Annotated in this window: 9 protein-coding genes and 1 riboswitch; of the genes, 6 read left to right on the forward strand and 3 right to left on the reverse strand. The window is 70.4% G+C overall.

Annotation, left to right across the window (positions count from 1 at the left end):
• Positions 1-42: 42 nt before the first annotated feature.
• The gene (locus JG540_RS00535; protein WP_407648330.1) at positions 43-672 is read left to right on the forward strand and encodes a low molecular weight protein-tyrosine-phosphatase; all 630 of its coding nucleotides are present in this window, start codon (positions 43-45) and stop codon (positions 670-672) included.
• 5 nt (positions 673-677) lie between these two features.
• On the opposite strand, the gene JG540_RS00540 is transcribed toward JG540_RS00535, so the two are convergent.
• Positions 678-1,826, reverse strand: a complete 1,149-nt coding sequence (locus tag JG540_RS00540; protein WP_200276035.1) for an alpha/beta fold hydrolase — start codon at positions 1,824-1,826, stop codon at positions 678-680.
• A 372-nt stretch (positions 1,827-2,198) separates the two neighbouring features.
• A riboswitch (SAM riboswitch) is annotated at positions 2,199-2,290 on the forward strand.
• A 6-nt stretch (positions 2,291-2,296) separates the two neighbouring features.
• On the opposite strand from JG540_RS00540, the gene JG540_RS00545 reads away from it, so the two are divergent.
• The 4 genes from JG540_RS00545 to JG540_RS00560 all read left to right on the forward strand — a co-directional run bounded on the left by JG540_RS00545 (position 2,297) and on the right by JG540_RS00560 (position 7,076).
• Positions 2,297-3,382: a methionine ABC transporter ATP-binding protein gene (locus JG540_RS00545; protein WP_234042824.1), complete on the forward strand. Its 1,086-nt coding sequence runs from the start codon at positions 2,297-2,299 to the stop codon at positions 3,380-3,382.
• The gene (locus tag JG540_RS00550; RefSeq protein ID WP_200276037.1) at positions 3,379-4,110 is read left to right on the forward strand and encodes a methionine ABC transporter permease; all 732 of its coding nucleotides are present in this window, start codon (positions 3,379-3,381) and stop codon (positions 4,108-4,110) included. The genes JG540_RS00545 and JG540_RS00550 overlap by 4 nt, the downstream gene beginning before the upstream one ends.
• 173 nt (positions 4,111-4,283) lie before the next feature.
• Positions 4,284-5,150 (forward strand): MetQ/NlpA family ABC transporter substrate-binding protein, encoded by an 867-nt coding sequence (locus JG540_RS00555; protein ID WP_200276039.1) that lies wholly within the window; start codon positions 4,284-4,286, stop codon positions 5,148-5,150.
• Positions 5,151-5,735: 585 nt separating this feature from the next.
• Positions 5,736-7,076, forward strand: coding sequence for an OmpA family protein (locus JG540_RS00560; RefSeq protein WP_325133062.1), 1,341 nt, complete (start codon positions 5,736-5,738; stop codon positions 7,074-7,076).
• A gap of 163 nt (positions 7,077-7,239) precedes the next feature.
• Here the strand turns inward: JG540_RS00560 and JG540_RS00565 are convergent, their stop codons facing one another.
• A complete protein-coding gene (locus JG540_RS00565) occupies positions 7,240-10,098 on the reverse strand; it encodes a YhgE/Pip domain-containing protein (protein ID WP_200276040.1) in 2,859 nt (952 codons plus the stop codon).
• 112 nt (positions 10,099-10,210) lie between these two features.
• Between JG540_RS00565 and JG540_RS00570 the strand changes: the two genes are divergently transcribed.
• Positions 10,211-10,942: a TetR/AcrR family transcriptional regulator gene (locus tag JG540_RS00570; protein ID WP_200276041.1), complete on the forward strand. Its 732-nt coding sequence runs from the start codon at positions 10,211-10,213 to the stop codon at positions 10,940-10,942.
• Positions 10,943-10,990: 48 nt separating this feature from the next.
• Here the strand turns inward: JG540_RS00570 and JG540_RS00575 are convergent, their stop codons facing one another.
• Positions 10,991-11,404, reverse strand: coding sequence for a hypothetical protein (locus JG540_RS00575; RefSeq protein ID WP_200276042.1), 414 nt, complete (start codon positions 11,402-11,404; stop codon positions 10,991-10,993).
• Positions 11,405-11,474: the final 70 nt, after the last annotated feature.

An 11,474-nucleotide genomic window follows, 5' to 3' on the forward strand; every position in this document is an offset into this window, starting at 1 on the left:
CACCTCTGTCTGTGAGGCTGGCGCCGTGAGACCCTCGGCACCATGACCGCAACAGCCGCACCACGCGACCTGCCCGCCCCGCGCCACCCCGGCCAGCCCTACCGCGTCATCATGGTGTGCACCGGCAACATCTGCCGCTCAGCCATGGCGGAGGTCGTGCTCACCGACCGCCTGGTAGCCGCCGGGGTGCCGATGAGCGGGCCCACCGGCGTCGTCGTCACCTCAGCGGGCGTGTCTGCGGAGGAGACCGGCAACCCCATCGACTCCCGGGCCCGCCGCCTGCTCGCCGAGCGCGGCTACGGCCAGGGCGCCGACCCCGCCGCCCGCGCCACCTCCCAGCGCCTCAGCCGCCACCAGGCCCACCGCGTCAGCGACGCCGAGCTGCGGGACGCCGACCTGCTGCTGGCCATGACCGCCGCCCACCGCCGGGAGCTGCGCCGTCGCTGCGAGAGCCTGGGCCTGGACCCCGAACGAGTGCACCTGTTCCGCCACCACGAGCCCCAGCAGCCCCAGCAGGCTGACCGCCAGGACCTGGCCGGAGGCAGGGACCTGGACGTGCCCGACCCCTGGTACGGCACCATGGCCGACTTCGTGGACACCCTGGAGGTCGTAGAGCGCGTCTCAGACTCCCTGTGTCTCCGGCTCCGGCAGGCCGCCACCCGGCAGCCCTAGGCGCCTCAGCCCAGGCGCACCGCCAGCCAGCCGATCAACGTGGACAGGTAGTCCTCCCGGGCCGGGCTGGGGGACAGGGCCAGGTCGTGCACACCACCGGGGATCTGGCGGATGGTCACGTCCCGGCCCAGGCAGGAGGCGCGCTCCACCATCTGCTCCACCGACAGCACCACGTCGCTGCGCAGCGCCTCCTCCGGGGTCGCGTCCTGGCCGCCCGTGGCCGTGGAGCAGCACACCAGGACCGGCACCTTGAGGCCCAGGCCGTGCTTGACCTCCCGCTGCAGACGGCGGATCCCGGCCAGGAAGCCCGCACGCACCGGGAAGCCCGGGGTGGGCTTCAGGCGCAGGTCCCAGTCCCACTCCCCGCCCCAGCGCTGGTGCAGCACGCGCGCGTAGACGTCGTCCTCCACCGGGCCGGGCGAGATGCTGTCCAGGTCCAGGTCGGCTACGGAACCACCTGCCGCCAGGGCACTCTCCCGGCTGGCCTGCGCTGCCAGGCGGGCGGTCTTGTGGGCCTCGGTCTCGCTGGGGTTGCCGATCTCCCGCTCGGGGAAGCGCCGGGAGAGCAGGTCCACGTAGGCGGAGCCGTAGGAGCGCACCAGGCTGCCGGAGTTGAGCTGTAGCCAGGGAGAGTTCAGGGTGATGGCGCGCACGCTGCCGGGGTGGTCGGCAGCCCAGATCACCGCCTGTAGGCCGCCGGTGGAGTGGGCGTTGAGGATGACGCAGTGGTGCCCGTGCTCCTCCTGGATGATCCGCAGGGCCTCGCCGATCTCCTCGTCGTGGACCCGCAGGTTACGCACGTCGTGGGGGCAGGGGTGCCCCAGTCCGGCCCGGCCGCAGGCCCGCAGGTCCAGGGCGTAGAACTCGTAACCAGCGTCCAGGAAGGCGTCCGCCAGCCAGGTCTGGAAGAAGTAGTCGTTGCGGCCGTGCAGGTAGAGCACCGCGCGGGCGTGCCGGGGGGCGGAGCCCCGGGAGGTGACGGCGGCCCGCTGGTGGACCAGGACGGCGTGGTCGGCGCCGGGGGCGGCCTGCTCGTTGACCGTCACGTCGATCCTGCGCGCCACCCAGGGCTCCCCGAGGATGTCTGTGGACAGCTCGGGGCCCTGTTCTGGGGGGAGTGGCGGCGTAGGCGTGGACTGGTCGGTCTGCGTCATGGCTCGATCCTGCCACCCGCGGCGGGACCAGAGCCGATTGGCGTCCCTAATGTGGGCTATCACAAGGTCGCTGGTGTGGCCCAGAGCCCCAGCGGTCTGGGACGGGTGGTGCCCTACCCCACCCCGACTTGTGCATTTTGGCGCGAGTGGTGCCGGAAAACCGCGCCACTCGCGCCAAAATGCACAAGTGGAGGCGAGGGGGTCCTGATGCAACTAGCCTCAAACCTAAAAGTAATCTAGGTCACCTGCCGGGGTGGTGGTCAGGTTGCCTTCAGGCGGGCGCCTGCGCTTCAAGGGCGCTCTGAAGGTGACCTTCGTCCGTTGCGTGAGACGGTGTTTGCGTTAAAACGCCCCTTCCGGCTAACTTTCTCGCAACCATCCAGAGCAACCGAGAGACCTGGCTCTACGACGTTGCAGCAACCCCCGCATCGCGGAGAGGGTGCTTCCGCCAGGACCGATGGAGGAAGAACATGACCCCAGGTATCAAGCCACCCAAGCAGGCAGCTGGCACGCTCAGCGACCCTGGTCCCAGCACCGGTACCACAGCCACGGCCCCCGCCGCCCCCATGATCTCCCTGAAGGACGTCCACAAGGTCTACACCCTGCGGGACGGCACCCAGGTGCGCGCCCTGGACGGCCTGGACCTGGAGGTCCCCGCCGGGGCCATCCACGGCATCGTCGGCTCATCCGGCGCCGGAAAGTCCACCCTGGTGCGCTGCCTGACCGCCCTGGAGCGGCCCACCTCCGGGGAGGTGCGGGTGGCCGGGCAGGACCTGACCGCCCTGTCAGCGACCCAGCTGCGGGAGGCCCGCCGCAAGATCGGCATGGTCTTCCAGCACGCCAACCTGCTGGACTCCCGCACCACCGCCCAGAACGTCGCCTACCCCCTGGCCCTGGCGGGCGTCAGGAAGGGGCACCGTCATGAGGCCGTCTCCCGCATGCTGGACCTTGTAGGCCTGGCTGACCGGGGCTTCTCCTACCCCGCCCAGCTCTCCGGGGGGCAGAAGCAGCGCGTAGGCATCGCCCGGGCCCTGGCCGACCACCCCGACGTACTGCTGTGCGACGAGCCCACCAGTGCACTGGACCCGGAGACCACCCGCCAGATCCTGGAGCTGATCCGGGACGTGCGGGACCGCCTGGGGGTCACCGTCGTCATCATCACCCACGAGATGGGCGTGGTGCGGCAGGTATGCGACTCCGTGAGCCTCCTGGAGGCCGGGCGGGTCGTGGAGACCGGCACGGTGGAGGAGATCATCTCCCGCCCTGGCTCCCGACTGGCCCTGGACCTTGTGCCCCTGCCGGAGGTGCCCGACGCCGCCCGCCAGCCCGGGCAGGTGCTGATCGACGTCGCCCTGACCGCCCACCCCGGCCAGCCTGCCGCCGCCGCGGTCATGGCCCTGGCCAAGGACTACGACGCCGACGTCTCCGCTGGCGTCTTCCAGACCCTCGGCAGCGCACAGATCGGGCGGCTGGCCCTGTCCGTCCCCCAGGAGCGGGCCGAGGCCGCCCTGGCAGCCCTTACCGGTGCCGGAACCCTCGCGGAGGTGCGCGCATGAGCCTGCTGAGCCCCCTGACCCAGCCCCTGGCCGCCTGGGCGCTCGCGACGGCCGCAGCCGACAGGACCTGGTTCAGTAACCCGGTCATCCAGAACAAGCTCGGCCCCGCCACCCTGGAGACCCTGGCCATGACCCTGGTCTCCGGCGTGCTGGTGATCATCCTGGGGCTGCTGCTGGGCATCTCCCTGGTGACCACCGGGGTGCGCGGCCGCCACCCCCACCCGCTGCTGCACCAGGTGCTCTCCCAGCTGGTGAACATCGGCCGCTCCCTGCCCTTCATCATCCTGCTGGTCGTCATGCTGCCCCTGACCCGAATGCTCGTGGGGACCTCGCTGGGCTGGCAGGCAGCGAGCGTCCCCCTGACCGTCGGCGCGATCCCCTTCTACGCGCGCATGGTGGAGACGGCGCTCAACAATGTTGAGCAGGGCAAGGTGGAGGCGGCCCTCATGATGGGGGCCTCCGCCAGCCAGATCACCTGGGGGGTGCTCGTGCGCGAGGCCCTGCCGGTGCTGATCCAGTCCGCCACCGTCACCCTCATCACCCTGCTGGGCTACTCCGCGATGGCGGGTGCCGTAGGTGGGGGCGGCCTGGGTGACCTGGCGATCCAGTACGGCCACCAGCGCTCCCAGCCGGACGTCATCTGGTGCACCGTGATCTTGATCCTCCTGATCGTCGCCGTGATCCAGGTGGTCGGTGACCTGCTCAGCAGGGCCGTGGACCACCGCTGACAAGCCCTTCCGGAGGCTGGGGCCCGCCCCGGCCGCCTGCCAGATACCTGTACGTACCGGGCGCTGCCACGACTGTCTCGGCAGCCGTGACGCAGCCGCACAGAGAAATCACTACCGCCGGAAAGCTCCGGCCCCAGCTTGGCCACCTGGCCGCCCAACCGAAAGGAACCCCTATGTCTACCCAGCTCTCCCGCCGTCACGTCCTGACCGGCTCCCTGGCAGGCGCCCTGGCCCTGACCCTGGCCGCCTGCGGCTCGGGCTCCTCCACGGACTCCGCCAGCGGGGTCAAGGGCGTCACCGTCAAGGACGGCGTCGCCACCATCACCATTGGGGCCACCCCCCAGCCGCACGTCACCATCCTCCAGTGGGTGCAGGACAACCTGGCCCAGGAGGCCGGCCTGAACCTGGACATCAAGGAGATCAACGACTACCAGACCCCCAACTCCTCCCTGGCTGACGGCTCCCTGGCCGCCAACTTCTACCAGACCCCCAACTTCCTGGAGGTCCAGGAGGAGGAGAAGAAGTACGACTTCACCTCTATCGCCGAGGTGCACATCGAGCCCCTGGGTGTCTACACCAAGAAGGGCTACCAGGACCTGAGCAGCCTGCCCCAGGACGCCAAGGTCATCCTGAACTCCGACCCCGCCAACTTCGCCCGCGGCCTGCGGCTGCTGGCGGACAACGGCGTGATCGAGCTGGACCCGGCGGCCAAGGTCCCGGCTGACACGGACGTGACCTCCAACCCCAGGAACCTGACCTTCACCCCCATTGAGGGCTCCCTGCTGGTCACCTCCCTGCCCGACGCCGACATCGCCGTCATCAACGGCAACTACGCCATTGACGGCGGCCTGGTGCCCTCTAAGGACGCTATCGCCCTGGAGAAGGGGGAGGGCTCGCCCTACGCCAACCTGCTGGTGGTGCGCACCGAGGACAAGGACAACGAGCACCTCAAGAAGCTGGCCGAGCTGCTGGGTTCGGACAGGCTCCGGGAGTACATCAAGACCACCTGGACTGACGGCTCGGTGATCCCGGCCTTCTGAGCGCTCGGGGGCGCCACGCCCCCGACCTGGTTCAGCCACCGGTGACGCGGGCTGGGCTGGTGCCACGTGGGGAGGACCCACGTCGGGCCGGACCAGCCCGCGTCCCTGTGCTGTGGGGCAGGTCGGCGTGGGCGGGGGCGCGGAGCTCCGGGGGATGCGCGGGCCTGCCTTGGGGCTTGCTGCTGTCCTGTGCTCTGGGGGACCGGGCGTGGGCTGCATAGGGCGCGGTCTGCACGGGGAGTACCTGGTGTGCCTGGGGAGGGTGGGGTGGGTGCCCATCGACTCGGGGGTGGCGGGTGCTTAGCGTGGTGGTTGTCCCTGTGGTCGTGGTTCTGAGGAGTGTGTGCTGTGAGCGGGCTGTCTCGTCGTGGGGTGCTGCTGGGGTCGATGGCGGCCGGGCTGCCGCTGCTGGCTGGTTGCGGGGGCAAGAAGGATCCAGGCGGTGAAGCCGGAGGCGATCCCTCCGGGGGTGCCTCGCCGGAGGCAACAGGTTCTGGCGGGGCAGCACCGTCGGCGTCGGGGACGGCCGCGGCGGGTGCGGGAGCGTCGAGGCTGGAGGTGAAGGACGCCTCAGGTAATGGGGTTGTGTCTGTGGCGGTTGGTCCGGCGGTGCGGGTGGAGGGGCATACGGTGGTGCGCCTGCGCTTCGAGTCCGAGCGTGCTCTTGCCCCGGGGGTCGGGGCCAAGGACCTGTGGGACGTGTGCCTGCTGTCCCTGGAGCAGGGGCTGGTGTGGCGCAACCAGGACGAGGGCGGCTGGAAGACCACGGAGCAGACCATATTCCCCGGTAGCCCTGTGGACCTGTTTGCGGTGTACGGGGCCCTGGACGCGCAGGTGGGGTCGGTGCAGGTGCTGGTGCCGAACTACGGGGTGGCCCTGGGGGTGGCGGTGGTAGAGCCAAGCCAGGCTGGTTATGACGCGATGGAGGGGCTGCGTAAGGCAAAGATCAACGCTTCTTTGGGGCAGGGGCTGCCGATTGAGTTCTTCTCGGGGGCGGCGGACGGGTCCTTGGACACGCAGCGTGATGGTGGCCAGGTGACGGTGAGCCTGGCTAGTGACGTGACCTTCGCGGTGGACTCGGCTGACTTGTCGGCCCAGGCCGATGGTGTGCTGGCCGGGGCGGTGGCTGAGCTGGGCCTTTACCCCTCGGGCGGCTCGCTGAGCATCGTGGGTCATACCGACGACGTGGCCGATGATGCCTACAACCAGGCGCTTTCGGAGAAGCGGGCTGCTAGCGTGCGCAAGCGCCTGGGAGAGCTGATGGACCTGTCCAAGTGGCAGGTGTCGGAGTCCGGTAAGGGTGAGTCCGAGCCTAGGGTGCAGGGGAGCGACGAGCAGGCGCGGGCGGCTAACCGGCGTGTGGAGGTGGTGGCGAAGCCTGCTGACCCGCAGGAGGCTGACGAGCGGCGTCGAGCGGTGCTGGCCCAGGGCTCCGAGCCCGCCCCGGAAGGACCGGTAGGCAAGGGACCCGAAGGCGTGACGGCCCCCCTGGTAGGTAGCTCCAGTAAGGGGTCGTGGAAGGTGACCTTGGATAAGGTCACCCGTATCGGCTCCTTCCTGGTCGGCAACCTCCAGGCTCAGTACGTAGGGGAGGGATACCGGGACCTGTTGCTCGATCTGCAGCTTCCGAGTCCTTTCTTCTACCGGTGGGAGGCTGCGTTAGGGCTTCCGTCGGCTTCTGAGACCTTGACCTTGCTCAAGGGCGGGGTGCGGTACCTGGCCGCGGACTACAAGGCGGAGAAGGGCTTCACGCCGCTGACCACCTTGCACATCCTTTCTAAGGCCGATGCCTTGCAGAACCTGCCGGTGGTCTGGCCCGATCCCGGCGGGGATACGGTCACAGTGGACCTACCCGGCGCTGACAAGGAGAACTCATTCCGGGGCCTGATCTGCCGCCTGACCGAAGTCCCGGTCATCCAAGGCTGAGGCCGCCCGCCCCGGTCAGGCAGACGTGCCGCACGTGCTCCAACTGGTGTCACCTGCACACCCAAGGTGGTGCGGGCCGGTCGGGAACGGAATATCCGTCCCAGACCAGCCCTCACCGCCCGTCACCTCCGGTACCTCCAGGGCACCTGCGCCGTCCTACCGCTCATGCCGCGGTGGGAGCCAAGGCGTTGTCCGCGGGCAAAGGGCGAGGCCCGCGACGGATCCGCGCCCCCAGCAAGATCACTAGCACCGCCACCAGCGTCCATGCCGCCAGGACCACCAGGGCCTGCGCCACTGCCGCGTCCGCGCCAGCGCCAGCGATCAGCTCCCGGAAAGCCAGCTGGGTGTAGCTCATCGGCAGCCACGGGTGGATCCACTGGAAGAACCGGGGAGCGGTCTCGATCGGGAAGGTCGCCCCCATGGAGGTGATCTGCAGGCTCAGCAGGATTATGGAGATGAAACGCCCCCGGAAGGCCAGGGCCGCCACGCAGGCCTGGTTGACCGCCATGAAGCACACGGAGGTGGCCACCGCCATCAGGCACAGGCCCAGCAGGTTCGCCGCGTGCAGCTCACCGGCCGCGTTGACCACCAGCATCATGATGACCGCCTGCGCCACCGCCAGCAGCAGCGCAGTGGTGGCCGGGCGCACCGCGGAGGCCCACCAGCGCTCACCGTGGTCCCGCTTGTCCAGGGCGGGCAGGACCAGGAACAGGGCGATGCCCCCGATCCACAGGGCCAGGCTCATGAACATCGGCGCGAAACCCGCACCGTTGTTGGCCACGCCGTTCTCTCGCACTGCCTCAACCTGGGCTACGGCAGAGGCCGTCTGGGCCACGGTCGAGCGCTGGGCCTCGTTGTAGGCGGGGATCTTGTCCACGCCGTCGTTCAGCCCGGTAGCCAGGCTGCTGGCGCCCGTGGAGAGCGTGGCGGAGCCGTCCTCCAGCTTCTGGACTCCGTCGGCCAGGCTGCTGGCGCCGTCGGCCAGGGACGTGGAGCCGGTCTGGGCCTGGTCCAGGCCGCCACGCAGCGTGGAGGAACCGGCTGCGGCCTGGCTGGCACCGGTGTCCAGCCTGCTCAGCCCGTCGCGCAGCTGCCCGGCGGAGTCCGCAGCCTGGTAGGTGCCCTGTTGCAGCCTGCCCAGTCCGGTGGACAGCGCGTCCGCCCCCTGGGACAGGGAGGAGGTGCCCTGGGCCAGGTTGCTGGCACCGTCGTTCAGAGCGGACACGCCAGAGATCAGGTCTGGTACCTGCCCGTTCAGGCTGCCCAGGCCCGCAGAGAGGCTGGTGGCCCCCTGCCTCAGGGCCTGGGAGCTCCCGCCGGGGACGACGACGCCGTCCACCGTGGCGCTGGTGACCTGCTGCAGGCCCCCAGCCAGGGCGTTGACGCCGCCCAGCAGCGTCTGGGGGCTGCTGGGGCTCCCGGGCACGGTCAGGTCCTGGGGGCTGCCGACCTGCTGGGCCAGAGCGGTGGTGGCGCCGTCCAGGGCGTTGGCGCCTTGGCTGGCCCGCGCGGCGCCGTCGGCCAGGGTGCTGGCGGCTGTGGCGGACCTGGTGGCCCCCGCGCTCAAGGACTCTGCACTGGTAGCTGCCGTGCTGACGGCCTGGGTCAGGGTGCCTGACTGGGAGGAGAGCTGCTGCAGGGCGGTGCAGGTCGCGCTGCTGTCCCCGGCCTCACGGCAGGTGGCCGCCAGCGCGTCCACCGAGCCGGTGTAGGTGCTTACGGCTCCAGCGAGTCCGGGGGTGCCGTCTGCCTTGGTGGTGGCCAGGCCGTCAGCCAGGGCGGCTGAGGCCCCGGCCAGTCCGGGGGTGCCGTCTGCCTTGGTGGTGGCCAGGCCGTCAGCCAGGGCGGCTGTGGCTCCAGCGAGTCCGGGGGTGCCGTCTGCCTTGGTGGTGGCCAGGCCGTCAGCCAGGGCGGCTGTGGCTCCAGCGAGTCCGGGGGTGCCGTCTGCCTTGGTGGTGGCCAGGCCGTCAGCCAGGGCGGAGGCGCTGTGCTGGAGCCGGGAGGCGCCGGAGGCTACCTGGTCCACGCCCTGGGTGTAGGCCTGCACCCCGTCAGCCAGCGTGCCGGCACCTGAGGCCAAGGCGCTGGTGCCGGTGGACAGCGTGCCGGTGGAGTCCGCCAGGGTCTGGGTGCCTTGCGCCAGGGCGCTGGCGCCGTCCTTCACGGTGCTGGCACCGCTGGCTAGGCGCGTGGAGCTGCTGGAGGCGGTGGCGGAGCCCTGTGCGATGGTGGACAGCCCGTCGGCCAGGGCGGCGGAGCCGGAGCCAGCCTGGCTCGCCCCGGTGGAGAGCGCCTGGAGCGCGTCGTCAAGCCTGACGGAACCGTCCGCCAGGTCCTTGATCCCCACCTGCAGGGTGGCGGCGCCTTCAGAGAGGGAGTCCGCCCCGTCTGAGGCCGTCTTGCTCCCGTCGGCCAGGGTGGCGGCCCCGGTGGCGACGGCGCTGGCCCCGGTGGAGGCCTGGCTCATGCCGTCCCGGATCGTGGAGACGGACAGCAGCAGGCTGGACAGCACCTTCTCGGAGCCCTGGGCCTGCAGGGTGCTGGTGAGCTTCTCGGCGACAGTGGTGGCCATGGTGCCGGTGAGGTAGTTGACGCCGTCGTCGGTGACCAGCCGCAGGGACTGGGTGGCTGCCGCTGAGGGGTCGGACTGCCCGACTGCTGCGACCTGCTGGGAGAAGTCGGCGGGGATGTAGAGGATGGCGCGGACCTCCTCGGTGCGCAGTCCCCGCTCGGCCTCCTGCGCGCTCATGGCCTGCCAGCGGAAGCCGACGTCCGTGCCCTCCTCGGGCTGGGTGAGGGCCTGGGTGAGGTCCGCCCCCAGGGAGAGCGTCTCGGTGCTGCCGCTGGCCAGGGTGGCGGTGTAGGCGGTGTCGTCGTTGACGACGGCGGCGGTCATGTCTCCCAGACGGTTGGTGGGGTCCTGGTAGGTGAGGGTCAGCAGGCCCGCGTACAGCAGCGGGACGATGACGACGGCGAGCACGACCACCAGGTTGGACGCGCGCGAGCCGGTGAGCTTCTTCATGGGTACCTCCGGTTGTGTGCGCCAGGAACGATACAGACCTGTATCCAGAGAGGCAATACAGATCTGTATCGTGTGGGCGGTCAGACATCTCCGGCCGCGTTACCGTTGTCCTATGAGCAGGAAGGTCAACCAGGTCCGCCAGGCGGAAGGGGTGCGGGTGTCTGCACGCCGTGCCGCCGTCAGCCGCGCGGCGGCCGCCGCCCCCTCCAGCCGCCGGGCCCGCACCCAGAGGCTGCTGCTGGAGGCCGGGCTCCAGCTCATCGCCGAGCAGGGGATCGGGGCCACCAGTGTGGGGGACGTCTGTGCGCGGGCGGGCTTCAGCCGGGGGGCCTTCTACTCCAACTTCAGGGACATGGACCACTTCGTGGGACGCCTGGCCGAGGAGCAGTGGGCGGCTATGGCTGAGTTCGTGCGCTCGGCCGTCGCCGTCGCCCTGCCGGACGGTTCCCGGACGTCCCGCCCCTCCGAGCAGGAGGTGGCAGCGTCGGCGGCGTCACTGGCTGACCGCCTGCTGCAGGCTATGCCGGTCAGCCGCGAGTCCCACCTGCTGCAGAGTGAGTTCGCGGCCTTCATCGTGCGCGACGCCGCGCGCGCCCCGGCGTTGAAAGCAGGATACGAGGCTTTCAAGGACTCCTTGCGGGAGCAGCTGGTATCCGGTCTGGCGGCCATCGGACGGCGCACCATCGCCAGCCCGGAGGACACCACCGAGCTGATCCTCGCAGCCGCCGAGCGGTCCGTGCGCCTGGCCCTGATGGACGGCGAGGAGGGTGGGGCGCTCACGGCCTTCCTGGAGCGCACCCTGCCGCTGCTGCTCACCCGCCTGAGCGTGCCCGAGCCAGGCTGAGCGGCGTCTGCCCGGGGACGGAGCGAGATCGAAGGGGTCCGCGGGCCGCTAAGGGGTGGCGGTGCCGTTAGGGGACTGGCTCGGTGGGCACTGGACGGCTATCAGGGCCCAGCTGGTCTGCGAGCCCGGCTTTTTGCCTGACCTGCCGGGGTGGGACTCCAGCACTGAGACCGTGCAGCCCAGCACCTGCGCCGATGAGCCGACCTCGATGCGGGTATCAGGCAGGCTGCCGTGGGGGTTCTCAAAAGCGACGCGGACGTAGTCGGCCCGGGCATGGGTCAGGATAAGGGTCCAGTCATCTGCGCGTCCGGGCTGTGCCTCCGTGTAGCCGACTGCTAGTGGGCGCAGGGCCTCCATCTCCGGGGACAGCGGCGGCGTGCCCTGGGGCAGGGGCCCCCACAGCCCCCAGGCCACGAAGCCCCCGACCGCGAGCAGCACCGCCCCGATCGCACCCGCCAACACCCTGCGAGAACAGGTTGACATCTGCGGACCTCCCCAGTGCCTAGTGGTCACAGCTGACACAGCGCCCGAC

The sequence above is a fragment of the Actinomyces weissii genome (assembly GCF_016598775.1).
Classification (GTDB): Bacteria; Actinomycetota; Actinomycetes; order Actinomycetales; family Actinomycetaceae; genus Actinomyces; species Actinomyces weissii.

Coding starts and splice junctions, on each gene's coding strand:
- JG540_RS00535 (WP_407648330.1), top strand. CDS start 43: ATGACCGCAACAGCCGCACCACGCGACCTGCCCGCCCCGCGCCACCCC.
- JG540_RS00540 (WP_200276035.1), bottom strand. CDS start 1,826: ATGACGCAGACCGACCAGTCCACGCCTACGCCGCCACTCCCCCCAGAA.
- JG540_RS00545 (WP_234042824.1), top strand. CDS start 2,297: ATGACCCCAGGTATCAAGCCACCCAAGCAGGCAGCTGGCACGCTCAGC.
- JG540_RS00550 (WP_200276037.1), top strand. CDS start 3,379: ATGAGCCTGCTGAGCCCCCTGACCCAGCCCCTGGCCGCCTGGGCGCTC.
- JG540_RS00555 (WP_200276039.1), top strand. CDS start 4,284: ATGTCTACCCAGCTCTCCCGCCGTCACGTCCTGACCGGCTCCCTGGCA.
- JG540_RS00565 (WP_200276040.1), bottom strand. CDS start 10,098: ATGAAGAAGCTCACCGGCTCGCGCGCGTCCAACCTGGTGGTCGTGCTC.
- JG540_RS00570 (WP_200276041.1), top strand. CDS start 10,211: ATGAGCAGGAAGGTCAACCAGGTCCGCCAGGCGGAAGGGGTGCGGGTG.